Here is an 18,853-nt window from a genome sequence, read left to right as displayed (position 1 = left end):
ATCTGAAATCTTCCGTTTCTCGCCGCGTTCTGATGGAAACCTTCGAGCCGCGGCTGCTGCTGTCGGCGGATCTCTTTCCCATTGCCGGCACGATTTCCGCTCCGGGCGAAGAAGACAGCTACCAGATCACCTTTTCCGAACCCGCGCGGGTCAGCTTCGATTCGCTGACACCGTCCGAACTGGAATGGCGGCTGCAAGGTCCGGGCGGGATCAATATCGGCGGCCCCCTGGATCGGGCCGACGGCGCCAACCGCAGCGTTCCGCCATTTGCCGATCTGGCCCGCGGCACCTACACCCTGACCATCGGCGGCGCGGCGTCGCAGACCGGCGACTACGAATTCCGGATCAACGACCTTGATGACGATCCGGCGCTGGCGATCGGCGTGGCCACGCCGGTCAGCATGCCGCGTGGCACCGAAAGTTACGCCTACACCTTCGACGCAAGTGCCGGGCAATACGTGAATTTCAGCCTGACCGATGTGTCGAACGCCTTTGACGGCACGCTGTCGCTGGTGTCGCCCACCGGCGATGTGCTGACCACGCGGAGCATCAGCAATTTCGGCCTGAGGCTGGCGCAGACCGGCACCTTCACGCTGCTGGCAGATGGCCGGCTCGACCGCCCCGATCCCTTGTCCTTCACGGTCACCGCGTCGCTGAGCACGCAGGAGGATCGCACCTACGTTCCCGGCACGACCGCAAACGACACGTTCGACACGGCGGGGGATGTGCATGTGCACGCCTTCAGCCTTGCGACCGATACGCAGGTCACGCTGACCGGCAGCGGCCTCTTCGGCACGCCGGAATGGGAATTGCGCAACGCCTCGGGTCGGGTCGCCGGGAACACGCGCCTGCCCGCGTCCGACGCGCCCCTGACATTCGATCTCGAAGCGGGCGACTACTGGTTCGTTGCGAAAAGCCGCGACGGCGGCACCGGTGATTACAGCTTCAACATCCGGGCCAGCGGCGCCTTTGCCGGAACGCCTGCCGCCGTCACCGATTTCACCGCCGATGTGGGTGACGAGATCAGCGGCACCTTCACCGCCGAAGGTCAGGTGCACCGGCACAAGATCGCGCCTGCCGCCGACCTGTCGGTGATGTTCGAGATGCTGTCGCGCAACAGCGACATCGAGGTCGGACTCGAAACGCCGTCCGGGCAGCTTTTCTTCATCAATATCTTCTCCTATTCGGCCTTTCAGCGCAACGTTGCGGCGCTGACCGGCGGCGGCGATCACTGGCTCGTGGTGCGGGCGCAGACCGCAAGTGCCGGCACATACCGAATGCGCCTGAGCGACACGGCCGACGCCCCGGCGGTCGCCCCGGCCACGTCCTTTTCCGTGTCGCTTGGCGAAGACGATGCCGTGGTCGCGCGCAGCATCGACCTGACCGCCGGCGAACGGATCTTCTTCGACATGACGGACGTGGCTGCCAGTGTCGGCGGGCTGTTCGGCCTGCGGGTTGTGCTCTATGGGCCGGATGGGCGGCTGATCGAGGACCTGACGGACTCGCCCTCCAGCGGAGAGGCGCTCTACGTGCCGGTCGACGGCACCTACCGAATCGAATTCCGGCGCGACGACAATGCACGGCTGGAGACGATCACCGCCACGATCTACCGCGGCACGGTCACTGAAACGGTGCAGGCCCTGAACACCGTCTTTCCGGTCGCGGTGACGACGCCCGGACAATTGACCGACTATGCCATCGACGTGACGGCGCCCGGACGCGTCAGCTTCGACGTGGTCGAGGCGACAGACAACATCAACAACATGCGCGCCGAGCTGATTGCCGAAGACGGCACTACGGTCTTTGCGCAGTATCTCGGCCAGGACCTGCGGTTCTTCCGCGGCGAGGTGATGCCGGGCCGCTACACGCTGCGGTTCTACGGCTACGAGGACGAAACCGGCAGCGCCCGGATCGCGCTCCGCACCGATGCATCGGCCACGCCGCTCACGCGCGATGTGGAGGTCGCGGGCACGCTCGATACGCCGCAGGCGCTCAAGCTCTGGTCGCTGGATGCGGTGGCGGGCGACCGGGTGACGCTCGATTTCGACGCGTTCGAGGGCCGGACGGTCGGGTCGCTGAGCCTGCGCGTCTTCGCTCCGGACGGCACGCAGATGCAGAGCATCGGCTTTACCGGTCAGGACGTGTTCTTCGATCCGCCGCGCGACGGCAGATACATCATCACGCTCGACGCGCCGCCGGGGCAGGCGGACCCCATCACCTACCGCTTTACCGCCCGCACCGCGCCGCTGACCGAAATCGCCCTGACGCTGGGCGCGCGCGTCGACGGGTCGTTCACCGTGCCGTTCTCGCGCAACGTTCACACCTTCAGCCTGGCTGAAGAGACGACGCTCTATTTCAACGCGCTCACCTCCTCTCCGGCGCAGCTGAGCCTGTTCACCGCGACTGGCGAAGCTCCGGCGCAGGGACCCATTTCCGATTTCGACCGCTTCTACAACGGCGGGCGGACCTTCACCCTGCCGCCCGGCGACTACCGCCTGCAGGTCACCCCGGACGGGGCCGGCATCTTCGATTATGCCTTCATCCTGCGCGACCTTGGCAGCGGCGGTTCGACGGTGACGCTGGGCGAGGAGGTCACCCAGGTCATCGGCAACGAGGCCACAGTCCACTATATCGACGTGTCCGCGCCGGGGCGGGTAACGGTCGACCGCACCGCCCATACCGGCGACGGGTATTGGGTGGTCATCGACCCCTATGGCCGCGAGGTCGCGGGCAGCGCGAGTATCGGCAACGATCTGGGCTTCGACGCGACCCTTCCGGGACGCTACACGCTGGTGATCGAGGAGAGGGTCGACCGGGCCGACGGCGGCGAGGTGACCTTCCGCGTGACCCAGCCGCGCCGCGTGTCCGAGCCGATGGTGCCGGGAACGAATGTCACCGGGACCATCGAAAACCCCGGCGACCGGGTCCGCCACACCTTCACGCTCGAGGCCGCCGGCCGTTTCCTCTTCGACACGCATGCGAACGTCCCGGACTTCCACTGGTGGGTCGAACGTGACGGCCGCGCGATCAGCCCGCCGCTCGACATGCACAGCCATTCCGCGGAATCGGCGCATTTTGACCTTGTCCCCGGTGACTATGCCATCGTGATCGAAGGGCAGGGCACACGGCTGGGCGATTACGGCTTTGCTCTGGCACCTTTCGCCGATGCGATCCCGCTGGCCGACAACGTGGCCACCGGCGTGATAGAGGTGACGCCGGCGAATGCGTTGCGGGTGTTCTCCTGGGAGGGCGAGGCGGGCGATATCGTCGAGTTCGACGCGCTTCTGTCCGACACGAATTTTGCACTTGCTCTCATGGACCAGGACGGCGGTCGGGTGTTCCAGGTCAACAGCTTCCGCGACGTGAGCGGGATCGAGCTGCGCCGGACCGGCACATATTACCTGTTCGTCGACGGCTACACGACGAATACGGCGGCCACCGGCGAATTCGCCTTCGCCATGCGCAAGACCGGCGACATCGCGCCCGTCGCGCCGACCGGCACGCCGATCGACCTTGGCGAGGTGGTCACCGGCACGCTGCCCGACAATGCCACGACGGTTAGCTACCTCTTGACCCTCGACAGCCAGACCAGGCTCGTGATGGACGGGCAGACGAACCTGTCCACCGTAACGGTTGCGCTGCGCGATGCCCTGGGCGGCATCCTGAACCCGCGCCGCATCTATGAATCGCACTTCACACCCTATGACCGGGCCGACCGGCTGACCGATACCGCGGTGCTCGACCTGCCGCCGGGGCAGTACCAGATCGACGTGAGTACCTCGGTGGCGGGCGGCAATCCCTATGCATTCCAGTTCCTCGACGCGGGGTCGGGCACCGACCTGCCGCTGGACGAGACGAAAACGGTTCTGACAACCCCCGCCAACAGCATGAACCTGTTCCGGTTCGACGCGACAGAGGGCGACGCGGTCGCGCTCGACATGATCAACGCGGGCGACGACAAGCGCTGGTATCTCGTCGCCCCCGACGGGACCAACATCGCGCAGTCCGATTTTACCCGCGGCTATGCCTTCACGGCGACGCAGACCGGGCGCTACCTGCTGATCTTCGACGGCCACGCCAACGAAACCGTGCCCAGCAACCTGACCGTGACGCGCCGCGACAACGCGCCGGACCCGCTGACGCTCGGGTCCTTCACCACGGTCGACCTGCCCAGCACAAACATGAGCGACGCCTTCACCTTCAGCCTCGCCGACACCAAGACCCTGCTGTTCGATACCCGCTTCACGCCCAATTTCTACACCTGGTCGGTCACCGACGCAGAGGGCAGAGAGGTGGCCGGCGCGGCCCCGAGCAACGTGGCGGCGCGTCTTTTCCGCCTACCCGCGGGCGACTACACGCTGAATTTCTACAGCAACCGGGTGGTCGATGCCTTCGATATGCGGCTCCTGGACGTGAGCGCCGGCGCCACGATCGGGCTGGGCGACACGATCGAAGTGTCGGAACCGGTGGCGAGCGACCGACGCGCCTTCCGGTTCGAGGGCACGGCCGGGCAGCGGGTGATCTTCGACCTGCTCGACATCACGCAAAGCACCTTTGGCGCGACCTATCAGCTGGTGGCGCCGGACGGCAGCGTCTACGCGGCCCGCAACATCACCGATGTCGCGCCGATGCGGCTGAGCCAGACCGGCACCTGGCAGCTGATCGTCCTGCCCTTTACCGAGCGGACTGGCACCATCGACTACAGTTTCCGCTTCATCGAGTTCGCCGATACGGTCTCGCCGCTCGCCTTCGGGGAACGCCGCCGCGACACCCTTCCCGAAGTCGGCGGGCGGCTGAGCTATACCTTTGCGATGGCCACCGCGGGCGAGGTCTATTTCGACGGCAACCTGAGCGATTTCTCGGCACGCTGGACGATCCGCGATGCCTCCGGGGCCGTGGTGAGAAGCGGTGCGTTCAGCAGCGATACCGGCCCGAATTCGCGGGCGTTCCTGCCGGCGGGCGATTACCGGCTGGAACTGACCCGCACCGACGATGCGGTGACCGAACTGCCGTTTGCGCTGCTCCGGCTCGACACGGTGCCCGAGATCGTCCTGGGCGCGCCGCTGCGCACGACTCTCGATCCGGGCAACGTCACCCAGGCCTTCCGGTTCAACGCCACGGCCGGGCAGCGGGTGTCGGTGTCGGTGGGGAGTGCCGCCACGTTCCAGGCGGACCTGCGGGTCATCGGACCGGACGGGCGCGAAATCCTGGTGTCTGGCCAGGTCCGCGACGAGGGGCTGCGCATCGACGTGCCGCTCACCGGCGCCTACACGCTTCTGATCGAAGGCGATGCGGGCCGGTCCGAGGCGCAGCAGATCGCGTTGACCCTGATCGACACGCCTCGCCGCGCCCCGGTTCCCGCCAGCAGCGCCGCGCGCACGGCGCCCGATCTGGTGCCATCGGCCCTGGCGGTAAGCGCCACGGGCCCCGTTCAGGCGGGCGGGCAGGTCTCGGTCCGCTGGACCGCCACCAATTCCGGCGACGCCGCGGCAGGCTCCACCCGCGACCGGGTGCTGATCCGCCGTGCCGATACAGGCGAGATCATCGCCGTTCAGGTGACCCCGCCGCAGGCCGGGCTGGCCATCGGCGCCTCCGCCGCGCGCCAAGCGGTGCTGAGCCTGCCGTCGGGCGCGGTTGGCGCCGGGGACCTGGTGGCCGAGGTCGAACTCGACATCACCAACGCCGCCAACGAGTCCGATGCCGGGCTGGCGGGCGAGCAGAACAACATCGGCACGATCGCGTTCACCGCGCTCAACGACCGGCTTCCCGATCTCGTGGTCGAGAACATCCGCACCGAACCTGCGGGCGGCGGATATGCGGCAGGCCAAAGCGTGACGGTACGCTGGACCCTGCGCAATGCCGGAGAGGTGCTCATCGACACTGCCTTCTCCGACCAGTTGCGTCTGCGCAATCTGTCCCGGTTCGGCAATACCACGCAGGAGCTGCTGACCGTCCCCTACGATCCCGCCGCCGACGGGGCCATCGCGGCCGGCGGCACCGTGGAGCGGGTCGCCGTGCTGACGTGGCCCTCGGGTCTGGACGGCACCGGCGAAATGGGCGTCGAGGTCACGACCGATGTCGGCGGCACGATCACCGAGGACAATGCCGACGACACCGGCGAGGACAACAACACCACGCTGCTGACCGTCATCAACGCACCGGACCTGGTGGCCGAGGGCTTTGCCATCGACAACGCCGATCCGCAGGCGGGCGACACGGTGACCCTGACATGGACCGTGCGCAACGACGGCAATGCCGATCTTCTGGTGCCCTTCCGCACCCTCGTGCAACTGGCCAACACCACCGAGAACCGGCTTTTCTTCAACGAACGCATCGACTTCGCCGAAGCGGGCGGCGTTCTTCTGCCCGCCGGCGCCAGCCGCGACCGCAGCCTGACGCTGCAGCTTCCCGAGGGGGCTGTCGGCACCGGTACGATCCGCCTGCGGCTTTATCTCGACAACGGCTCAAGCCCGGCGGTGATCGAGGCCAATGCTGACGGCGATGCCGAGAACAACAACTTCTACGAGTTCACCTTCACCTCCCGCGAACGCACCTATCCCGATCTGACCGTGTCGGCGCCCGCCGTCACCGGCACGCCTGTCGCGGGCCGGACGGTGCGGGTCGACTGGACCGTGACCAACGAAGGCCCCGACCCCGCGGGCGCGCGCACCGACCGCCTGATCCTGTCGGCGGATGACACGCTGGGCAACGCCGACGACATCGTGCTGCAGGACGTGACGCGCGCCGCCCTGGCCGCGGGCGGCAGCGATGCCGTGTCGCTCAATGTCCGGCTGCCGAGCGACCGGATCGGAGACTTCAACCTCTTCGTCGTGACCGATGCCGACGGCGAGGTGGTCGAAGGCGATGGCGAGGCCAACAACAGCGCCGGACCGGTGGCCCTGGCCATCCGTCCCGGAGCGGCGCCCGACCTCGTGGTCGAGGCGGTGGCGGGTCCGACCGCCTCGACCTGGGGCGCCACGGTGCCGGTCACCTGGCGGGTCGGCAACGACGGCAACGAAGCGACCGACACCGGCTGGACCGACCGGGTCTACCTCAGCCGCGACGGCGTGGTCGACGACGGCGATATCCTGCTGGCCGAAGTGGCGGCGCCCACGGGGGCGCTCAACGCCGGGCAAAGCTATACACGCACCGCGAACGTGCAGATTCCCAACGGGCTGACCGGCGCGTGGCGGCTCATCGTCGTGACCGATGCCGAGGACGACCAGGACGAGGGCCTGTCCGAGGACAACAACGCCGGTCTGGCGCTCGAGCCGCTGGCGATCTCGGCGGTGCCTGCCGCGGACCTCGAGGTGCGCGACGTGACCGGGCCGGCCGACGGATCGCCGGGCGATGCGATCACCGTCACCTGGCGGATCGAGAACACCGGCGAGGCGGTGGCCCGCGCGCCTTTCGTCGACCGTGTCTACCTGACCTCGACCGGGACAACCGCCGGGGCGCGCTACCTTGGCCAGTATGCGCATACCGGCAACATCGCGCCGGGCGAAGGCGTCGACGTGTCCTTCGACACCACTTTGCCGTCGCTGCCGCCGGGAAGCTGGCGGTTCCTGGTCCTGACCGACTTCAACAACGCCGTGTTCGAGGCGGGCCGTGACGACGACAATGCCGGGCTCGCGGACAGGCCGCTGGGCCTGGCGGTGCCGGATTTCCAGGTCACCAACCTGTCGGCCCCCGACCGCGCCACGTCCGACGACATCGTGACCGTGTCCTGGACCGTGACCAATGCCGGCGCGGGCAATGCCGTGGGCGGGCGCGTCGACCGCATCCTGCTGTCGCGGGACGGCATCGCCGACGGCAGCGACATCGTCCTGCACGAAACCGCCGCGCGCGGCGATCTCGCGGCGGGCGCGTCCGATCCGCAAAGCATCGACCTGCGGCTGCCCATCGATGCGCGGGGCGACTGGAAGATTCTGGTGGTCGCCGATGCCCGCGACGTCAACGAGGAGCAGGCGTTCGAGGACAACAACGCCGCCGAGCGCGACCTGTTCATCGACCTCATCAGCCATGCCGACCTCGCGGTGACCGAGGTCACGGCCCCGCCGCTCACCGTCGACGATCCCGCGACGATCACCGTCGGCTGGCGGGTGTCGAACGTCGGCACCGGGCAGGGCGCCGAAACCGGCTGGACGGACCAGGTCTGGGCCTCGACCGACAGCATCCTGGGCGACGGCGACGATTTCCTGCTCGGCAGCTTCCTGCGCGACGGGGCGCTGGCGCCGGGCGAAAGCTATGTCCGCAGCGAGGCGATCTCGCTGGCAGGGGGTCTCAGCGAGCGGCTCAAGGTCTACGTGGTGGCCGATGCGGCGAGGCTGGTCTTCGAGGACGGCAAGACCGACAACAATCGTGGCTTGGTTCCCGGCAATGTCGATGTCGCGCCCAAGCCCTATGCCGACCTCAAGGTCGTGGGCATCGAGGCCGCACCGGCGGGGGTGAGCGGTACCGACCTTGCGGTGCAGTGGACGGTGCGCAACGACGGCATCGGCGTGACCGACCGCACCTCCTGGGACGACAGGATCTACCTGTCGCGCAACCCCGACGGCTCGGGCCGCGTCGCGCAGGTCACCTACCAGCATCTCGGCACGCTGGCGGTCGGCGACAGCTACGTGCGGTCCGCGGTGATCCGTGTGCCGGACGGCATCAGCGGCCGGCTCTATGCGACGGTCGAGACGGCGACGGGACGCGGGCCCTACGAGTTCGTCTTCGAGGGCAACAACACCTCTGCGGCGGCGCGTACCAGGATCACCCTGGCGCCCACGCCGGACCTGCAGGTCAGCGACATCGCCACGGTGCCGACCGCCGCCGAGGGCGAATTCATCGACGTCGCCTGGCGGGTGAGCAACGCCGGTGCGGCCCCTCTCGATGGATCCTGGAGCGACCGGCTCATCCTGGTGCCCGCCGACACGTCGAAGCCGTCGATCACCGTCGGCACCTTCACCAACACCCGTGCGCTGGGGATCGGTGAAAGCTACCAGCGCACCGAACGGTTCCGCCTGCCCGAACGGATCGAGGGCGCTTATGTCCTGACAGTGGTGACCAACGTCAACCGCGGCATTTACGAAGAGGGCGCCGCCGCCGACAACAACACCCAGGCCGACGACCGGCCGCTCGAGGTCACGCTCAACCCGCGGCCGAACCTGCAGGTGGCGTCGGTCACGGTGTCGCCTTCGGTCAGCGCCGGCGGATCGCAGCAGGCCACGTTCGAGATCATCAACCAGGGCAGCGTCGCCGCTACCGGCAACTGGCTCGACAGCGTGTACCTGTCTCTGGACGACGTTCTGTCCTCGGACGACATCCTGATCTCGCGCACCGGCAACCCGATCAGCCTCGAGCCAGGCGAAAGCTACACCATGGTGTCGGACGTGGGCACGGTGCCGCTGCGCTGGTCCGGCGACGCATATGTCATCGTCTCCACCGACAGCAGCGCGCAGCTTGACGAATACCCGCTCGAGGACGACAACCGCAGATCGGCGGCCTTCGATGTGTCGGCCCTCCCGCGGCCGGACCTCGTGACCGGCAGCGTGGTGGCTCCGGCGCAGGCGGTCTACGGCTCCGAGATCGAACTGCGCTATACCGTCACCAACCGCGGGGCGGGCGCCACCCTGGAAGACCGCTGGCGCGACACGATCTGGATCGCGCGCGATCCGCGGCGGCCCAACACGGCGGCCTTCGCCGACGTGGACGGCGCGGATTTCCTCAAGGGCAACTCGGCGCGGCTGCTGGCCACGGTGACCCATGTCGGCACGCTCGAGGTCGACGAAAGCTACGAGATGACGGTGCGGGTCACGATCCCCGCCGACCTGCCGTCAGGGCAGTATTTCATCACTCCCTGGTCCGACAGCTACGACGTGGTGGCCGAGGACACGCTGGCGGTCAACGTCAACGCCGACGATCCCAACGAGCTGGACAACAACAACTACAAGGGCCGGGCGATCGACATCCTGGGCTACACCCCGGTCCGGCCCGACCTCGAAATCTCCGATGTCACGACCGACGGCGCCGTGGCCGCCGGCACCGATCAGCTGACGGTCAACTGGCGCGTGACCAACACCGGTTTGACCGGGACGCCCGACAGCTGGATCGACCGCGTCTACCTGAGCGACAGCCCGGAATTGGGCGCTCCGGGCGAAACGCTCTGGACGCTGGGCGACGTGCGGCGCGACGGCGCGCTCGAGGTCGGCGACAGCTACCTCGGTACCGCGACCTTCGACCTGCCGCCCTCGGCCACGGGCCGTTACGTGCATGTGGTGACCGACGCCTCGGTGCGCGGCCGGGCGTCTGTCGCGGAAGAGGACGAAACCAACAACCTCGCCAGCGGCGACGCCGATGCGACCGCCGCAGCCGCGGACCTGCGGGTGATCGCGGTCGCCGCCGCCCCGGGCGCCACGTCCGGAGAGCCGCTCGACGTGACCTGGACCGTGCGCAACGACGGTGCTGCGGCGGTGTGGGAGGGGACGCAATACTGGCGCGACGCGGTCTGGCTGTCCCGCGACCCGGTGTTCGACCGCAGCCGCGCGACGCTGCTGACCAGCGTGATCCACCAGAACGAAGACGGCCTTGCCGCCGGCGGCAGCTATACCGAAACCGCGCGGGTGATCCTGCCGCCGGGGACCGACGGCGACTACTTCCTGCACGTCGCGACCGACGTCGGCCCGTTCATCCCGGTGCCACGCGGCGAACAGCTGAGCGGAAGCGCCCCCGACGCGCGCGGTTACTACGCCACATCGGTCTTCGAGACGACCGAGGACCCCACCGGCAATTTCGGGCGCGGCAGCCTGGACATCGCCTATGCCGAACCGGACCTGCGCGTCACCGCCTTCGAGGTGCCGGAGGACGGCACCAGCGGCGGGCCGATCACGGTGACCTACAGGGTCACCAACGAGGGCACCCGCGCGACACGGGAATCCCGCTGGGCCGACCGGTTCTTCCTGTCGGTCGACGGATCGCTCGATCCGCAGGATTACATGCTGGGCGAAGTCATCCGGCGCGCACCGCTGGGGATCGGCGAAAGCTACACCGAGACGGTAACGCTCGATCTGCCGCTCGGAATCGCCGGCAGCTACACCATCCTGATGGAGACCGATGCCACCTCGGCGGAGGGCGGCAGCTATACGCAATCGACGGTGCGCACCGGGTTGCGCGGGCTCAGCCTGCGGCCCGACGAGGTGCCCGAGTTCGCGGGCGAGGGCAACAACCGGGCCAGCGCCGGGATCACCGTCGAGGCGGCAGAGACCGCGGACCTCACCGTCAGCGCGATCACCCTGCCGCAACGCGCGATCACCGGCCAGCCGCTCACCGTCAGCTATGCGGTCACCAACAGCGGCGTGCGCGCGACCGGCGGCGGCTGGCGCGACCTGGTCTATCTCAGCCGCGATGAATCGCTGGATCCGCGCACCGATTTCTTCCTCGGCTTTCACGACCACCTGACCGGGCTCGGCGCCGGAGAGCTGCGCGAGGTGGACCTGGTCACGAAGCTGCCCAAGGGCCTGTCCGGCAGCTATTTCGTCTTCGTCCTCAGCGATCCGGTCACGCCGCAGCGCCCCACCGGAGCCGTGTTCGAGGACGGGCAGGAGACGAACCTGCGTGCCGCGGCGCAACCGCTGCTGATCGACGACGTGCCGCCCGCCGACCTGGTGGCCGAGAACGTCTCCATCGCCGGCGGCAGCGCGCCGGGCGACAGCGTCACCGTCACCTGGGACGTGACCAACCAGGCCGATGCCGCGGCCGCGGGCCGGTGGAGCGATGCGGTCTACCTGTCGCGCGATGGCGACTGGGACATCGGCGACATCTTCCTCGGGCGTTTCAACCATGACGGCGGCCTTGCGGCGGGGGCGTCCTATGCGGGCAGCCTCACCGCCGACCTGCCGGTTCTGGGGGACGGCGCCTGGCGGGTGATCGTGCGCACCGACGCGCGCGACGAGGTGAACGAGGGCGCTTTCGAGGTCAACAACGACACCACCGGCCAGTCGCCCTTCACCGTCGAAAGCCCGCTCATTCCGCTGGGCATCGCCCGCGCCGTGACGCTCAGCGGCGATACCGAACGGCTCTTCCGCGTCGAGGTGGGCGCCGGAGAGACGCTGCGCGTGCGCCTTTCGGGGGGTGATGCGCTGTCGCCGAACGAAATCTTCGTCAAGGCCGGCCGGCCGCCCAGCCAGTCGGATTTCGACGCGAGCCACAAGACCGTGTTCGGCACAGTGCAGGACGCGGTGATCTCATCGACCGAGGCGGGCAGCTACTACATCCTGGTGCGGGGATTCGGCGGCGACGCCACTGCCGAAGACATGACCCTGCGGGCCGAGGTGCTGCCGTTCCAGATCACCGGCGTGTCGCCGGACCAGGGCGGTTCCGCGCGCTTCGTGACCATGACCATCGACGGGGCGGGCATCCTGCCGGGTGCCGTCGCCAAGCTCAGCCGTCCCGGAGTGGCGGAATACCTTCCGGTCTCGGTCAAGCGGGTGGATGCGACGCGGATCATCGCGACCTTCGACCTCGAAGGCGCGCCGCACGGGCTTTACGACGTCGTCGTCACCAATGCCGACGGGCAGGAGGCGATCCTGCCCTACCGCTACCTGGTGGAGCGGCGGATCGAACGCGACGTGACCGTGGGCCTCGGCGGGCCGCGGGTGGTGCCGGCGGGCGAGGCGGGGACCTATTCGGTGGTGGTCGACAGCCTGACCAACGTCGACACGCCCTATGTGCATTTCACCTTCGGCGCGCCCGAGCTCGGCACCAACGATTTCGCCTACACGCTGCCCTATCTGCAATTCGCCACCAACCTCGGCGACGGGTCCGACACCCCGGCAGAGGGGCTGAGCGGCGCGCAATCGACGGTGAACCGGGGCGGCCAGCTTCTGGCGCCGGGCTATGCCTTCGACCTGCATGCAGAGGGCCGCGCCGAGAGCACTTTTGCCGTGCAGACATACCCGGGCCTCAAGGCGCTGATCGACCGCGACTTCGAGGGCATCAAGACCTACCTCTACGACCGGTTCCCGGACCTCGCCGAGGAGGACGCGCTGGCGGGCGGCGTCGATGCGCTCGAGGCCATCGACCCGCTGTTTTACGAGATCTTCACCGACCCGGCCTACGAGGTCGTCTACGACGATCTGCCCTGGTACCTGCCGTTCCAGTTCAACGTGGTGGCCGCCGCCACGCCGATGACGCGGGCCGAATTCGTGGCCGCGCAGCTGGAAGAGGCCGAACGCCTGCGCCAGGCGGTGATCGCCGACGCAACCGCCACGCCTGCGCTACAGACCCTGGCCGCCGATGCCGCGGCCTGGAACGACGGCTTCCTCGCCGCGCTGGAACAGGCCGGGCTGCTGCGCGACGAAGACGACGCGCCGCCGGTCTTCGAAAAGCCGCGCGTCACCTCCCTGATCGCGCAGCTTTCGCAGGGCCTGCTGCTGGGCCCCGCCGGCGACGAGATCCGCAGCGACGGCGACCTCGTGGACTTCTATGCCAAGGTCCGCGAATGGTATGGCTCGACCCCGGGCCAGATGGCGCCGATCGCGCGTTACGATCTCCGACTGCCGCCGAACGGGCTGCCCTTCGACGTGCCGGTGGCGGAGTTGCCCGCGCTTTCGGAATTCGACCGCGCCCTGACGCGGCCCACGACCTTCACCGCCTTCAACGTCTATTCGCCCTGGCTTGGCCTCGGCGCCGTCGACCTGCCGGACTTCGGCTCGGACGCCACCGATCCGGCGCTGCAGGCGCTCGACCTCGACAGGTTCCGCGAAATCGCCGGTGTGCCCGAAGGCGAGGGCACGTCCTACCTGCGCGGGCCGCTGGGGGCCGGGGACGACAACTGGGTGCCGGCGGACACGTCGCTGCCGCACGAGGTGGGCTTTGCCCTGGACGAGGCCGCGCCGCGCCCCGCGCGTGAGCTGCGGATCGTCACCACGCTGGACGAGGCGCTGGATGCCCGCAGCTTCCGGCTGGGCGGGCTGACCCTTGGCGATCTGAGTGTCGCGGTGCCCGACGGTCGGCTGGTCTACCAGACCGACATCGACCTCACCGGATCGCGCGGCTTCGTGCTGCGGGTTTCTGCCGGGATCGACCTCGACAGCCGCACCGCGACCTGGCTGGTGCAGGCCATCGACCCCGAAACGGGCGAACTGCTCGAAGGCAACGGCCCCGAGGGCCTGCTGCGGCCCGGAGAGGCCGGTGCCGTGCACTACACCGTCGACGCCGGTGCCGAGGCCGAGACCGGCACGCTTGTCAGTGCCGAGGCGCGCGTGATCCTCGACGTCGCCGCGCCCGAGGACACGGTGCCCTTCCGCTACCGTCTGGACCAGGGCGCGCCGGTCACGACCTACGACGCCCGCCGCATCCCCGGCACCGACGATTACCGTGTCACCTGGACGGCTGTCGACGACGCCGGCGGGTCCGGCGTGCGCGACGCCAACATCTACGTGTCGCTCGACGGCGGCGATTTCCGCATCGTCGACCGCGCCAACACGTCCGGCGAATTCGTCTACACCGCCCCCGCCGGTGCCACGGTCGACGTGCTGGTGCTGGCGCGCGACCTGGCGGGCAACCGCGACGCCGTGCCGCCGGGGCTGAGCGGGCAGGGCGACCTGAGCCAGGAGGCCGTCGACCTGGGCGGCGACGTGGTGACCGGGACCACCGAAGAGGCGCCGCTGCCGCCGGCCGAGGGCGTGGCCGAGACCCCGCAGAACGCGCTCTTCCTCGAGGCGCTCGAAGGCGTGCCGGCGACCATCTCTCCGCTGCGGCCGGGCGCCTATTCGGCGGCGGTCGCACCCTTCGCCTTCGAGGCATTCGTCGACAGCATCGCCGGCAGCCAGGGCGGCATCGGCGCACTGGCCGTGCTGGGTCTCGCAGACGGAACCGTGGTGTGGTCGGGCGGACCTGACCGCGCCTGGCTGTACCGTGCCGATGCGCAAGGCGCGGGCGGCGAAGCGCCCTTCGCGCGGCTCGACGTGCCGGTCTACGACTTGGCGCAGGGGCCCGACGGACGGGTCTGGGCGACCACGGGCGGCGGCGCGCTGATCGAGCTGGACCTCGACACCGGCGCCGTCCTGAATCGCGCCGCCGACGGCATCACCCAGTCGGTGACCGTGGCGGAGAACGGCACGATCTACGTCTCGACCGGCGACGGCATCGCCACCTTCGATCCCGAGACCGGCGCGCTCACCGCGTTTTCCGCGACCCGCGTCGACGACCTCGCCATCGCGCCCGACGGCAGTCTCTGGGGCACCAGCTGGCCCGATCGGGGCCGGGTGCTGCGCTTCGACGACCGCGGCCGGGCGTCGGTGGTGGCCGAAGTCGCGGCGCCGCTGGATTCGATCACCTTCGGGGCGGCGGGCAGCGAATTCGACGGCCTGGCCATCCTCACCAGCGTGCAGGAGGGCGGCGCCACGGGCGCGCTGTCGCGGCTCTTTGCGGTGGACGTGGCCAGCCACCAGATCGTCACCATCGCCGCCGCGCCGATCCGCGGCGAAGGCATCGCGGCGCTGGCGGACGGGCGGGTCATGGTCGCGCACGGGCAGGGCATCGACGTGCTGCGCCCGCTCTACGCACCGGCGGTCATCGCCAGTTCCCTGACCGACGGGCAGATCACCTCGGATCCGGTCGCGGGCTTCTCGGTGCGCTTCGACGACGACATGGCGACCACCGGGCCGGGGTCGGTTCTGGACCCCGCCAATTACGCCTTCGTCGACGGCAAGGGCGAGATCCTGCCGATCACCGCCATCGACTATGACAGCGCCACCCGCGAGGTGAGCCTGCGGTTCGCCAGCCTGCCGCGCGGGGTCTACGCCATGTCCCTGAGCGCCGACCTGCGCAGCGCCCGCGGCGTCGCCATGGGCGCGTCCTACACGGTGGAATTCACCCGGCTCGAGGATGTGACGGCGAACGTGTCGATCGAATACCGCGACACCCGCTTCGACCGCGCCACCGGGGCCGTCACCTACGAGGTCGTGGTCACCAACACCGGCAACCGCCCGATGCGCGCGCCGGTTCAGCTGACGCTCGACACCTCCGATCCGTCGGGCAGCGGCACGCCGCTCAACGGGGTGCGGTCGGGCGATATCTGGCTGATCGACCTGTCGGACGATCTGGGCGAGGACGGCATCCTCAGCCCCGGCGAAACCGCGACGGCGCAGGCGGTGTCGCTGATCCTGAGCGCCGGACAGCGCGCCGCCTTCGCGCACGGCGTCCGCATCCTGCCGGGCAGCAACACGGTGCCGCAGATCGCGAACGACTTCCCCACCGAGGCCGAAGTCGGCGTGACCTACACCCATACGCTGACCGCAGCGGATCTCGAAGGCGACGCCATCGGCTTCGTGCTGGTCAGCGGGCCCGAGGGCATGACGCTCGACCCCGAAACCGGGCTGATCGAATGGACGCCCGGACCCAACGCCCTGCCCGAGACGCCGGTGGTGGTGCGCGCCTACGACGACGCCGGCGGTTTCGGCGAAGAGACCTGGACCATCACCATCGCCGAGGGCCTGAACGCGGCGCCGGAGCTCGAGGCGCCCAATGCGCTCATCGAACTGGCCGAGGGCGAGGAATTCCGCCTGCCGATCCTCGCCTTCGATCCGGATTTCGACCTGCTGCTGCTCTTTGCCGACAATCTGCCGGAGGGCGCCTATCTCGACCAGGAGACACAGGAGCTGGTCTGGGTGCCGCAGGCCGGGCAGCGCGGCCTTTACCAGGGCGTCACCATCGGCGCCAGCGACGGCGCCGCGCACACGACCCACCGGTTCGACATCGTCGTGCGCCCCGGCAACGCGGCACCGGTGGTGTCGGCGCCGCGCCTGATCGAGGCGCGCGAGGGCGATCCGCTGCGCATCCCGCTTACCGCCACCGATCCCGAAGGCGCGGCGCTGCGCTTCCGCGCGCCGGTGCTGCCCGCGGGCGCGGTGCTCGATCCCGCCACCGGGCTGCTGTCCTGGACGCCCGGCTTTACCCAGGTGGGGCAGTACACGATCCCCGTGGACGTGACCGATGGCGTCAACATCACGCGCGTGATCCTGACAATCGACGTGGCCAATGCCAACGGTGCGCCGGTGCTGGGCGGGCTCGAAGACTGGCGCGTGACCGAAGGACAGGTGCTGCGGTTCCGCACCGACGCCTTCGATCCGGACAATCCCGATTTCGTCCCACCGGAGCGCGACGAGAACGGCGACCTGCTGTTTTACGAAGTCTCTCAGCGGCCATCGGTCGGCTACATGCTCTCGGGCCTGCCCGAGGGCGCCGAATACGATGCCGAGACGGGCGTGTTCCTCTGGGCCACCGACTTTGCCGATGCGGGCACCTACGTGATGCGGCTGACCGTCACCGACGACGGCGACGACACCGGCATCGCGGCCACCCGCAGTATCGACATCACGATCACCGTGGACGATCTCAACCGTCCGCCCGAACTGCCCGACCTGCCCAACCGCAGCGTCGCCGGCGGCGAGACGCTCGAGATCCCGCTGAGCTCGGTCGACCCGGACGGCAACGCGCTGCGCTTTACCGCGACCGCCACGCGCGCCGCGGGTGCCGACCAGATCGACATCGACCCGACGCCGATCCCGCTCGACGGCTCGTCGCCCTTCGGCGCGCTGGTCTTCGACGAGGACGGCGACCCTGTACTGCGGCTGTCGCCCGCAGAGATCGACCGCGGCGACTGGCGCATCGACATCGAGGTCGAGGATGACGGCAACGGCAGCGCCGCCGCTGCGCAAGGCGATGCGGGCAGCTTCATCCTGTCTGTCGAAGCGACCAACCTCGGCCCGGCCCTGTCGCCGGTCGCGGGCCTTGTCGCCGTGCCGGGGCAGGAGCTGGCCTATGAATTCACGGCCACCGACGCCGACCGCGATCCGCTGACCTTTTCCATCGACGGTCTGCCCACGGGAGCGGTGATCGCGCCCGGCTCGCAATACGGCCGCGCGGTGCTGCGCTGGACACCGGTCGCGGGTGATATCGGACCGCATACGCTGACGCTCTCCGTGACCGACACCGGCGCCGGCGATCCCTCGGCGGCGCAAAGCGACACGCTGGTGCTGCCGGTGACGGTGCGCGCCGCCAATGGCGGGCCGATCCTGCAACCGATCGGCGACGTCACCGTGGCCGAACTGGCCGCGCTCGACCTCGCCCCCTCGGCGGCCGATCCCGAAGGCGACCCGCTGACCTGGAGTGCCTCTGGCCTGCCGCAGGGCGCGCGCATCGACCCGATGACCGGCGTGGTCAGCTTCACGCCGCACAGTTTCCAGGCGGGCGTCTACGAAGACATCACCATCCGCGTCAGCGACGGCCACACCAGCGCCGAAGAGACGATTACCCTGACGGTGACCAACACCAACCGCGCGCCGGTCTTCGTGCAGACCCCGCCGCAGACCGGTCGCGAGGGCGCGGAATTCGGATTCCGCCTGCTGGCCGGGGACGTGGACGGCGACGGCGTCGTCTTCGAGCCGGTCGAGGCGCTGCCGCCCGGCGCCATGCTGGACCCGGTGAGCGGCGAATTCCGCTGGACGCCCGGTTTCGCCCAGGCGGGGACCTACACGATCCGCGTGCTCGCCCGCGACGTGGCCGGGGCCGAGACCGAGCAGGAGATCGACCTGACCGTGCTCAACCGCAACCGCGCGCCGGAGCTGCTTTTGCAGAACCGCGCCGTGGTGCTGGGCGAAACGCTCGAGATCACGCTGTCCGCCGACGATCCCGATGCCGACGACACGGTGGTCCTCGGCGTCGAGAACCTGCCCGACACCGCAAGCTTCGATCCGGCGACGGGCGTGCTGCGTTTCACCCCGGAGCCGGGCGATCTGGGCGACCGCGTGCTGCGGGTGACGGCGTTCGACGGCACCGACACAGAGGCGCGCACCATGGTGTTGCG

At 69.1% G+C, this 18,853-nt stretch carries 1 protein-coding gene (only partly in view); it reads left to right on the top strand.

The features are described 5' to 3' along the window. Positions 1–32: 32 nt before the first annotated feature. Positions 33–18,853, top strand: partial view of a CARDB domain-containing protein gene (locus tag DU478_RS13345; protein ID WP_114511469.1) — the 5' portion only. It continues 16,447 nt past the right edge of the window; the window shows 18,821 of its 35,268 coding nt (coding positions 1–18,821); its start codon is at positions 33–35; its stop codon lies off the right edge, out of view.

It is taken from the genome of Thalassococcus profundi (assembly GCF_003344785.1).
Taxonomy (GTDB): Bacteria; Pseudomonadota; Alphaproteobacteria; order Rhodobacterales; family Rhodobacteraceae; genus Puniceibacterium; species Puniceibacterium profundi.
The sequence above is the reverse complement of the archived record's forward strand: the minus strand, read 5'-3'. Positions and strand labels throughout refer to the sequence as shown.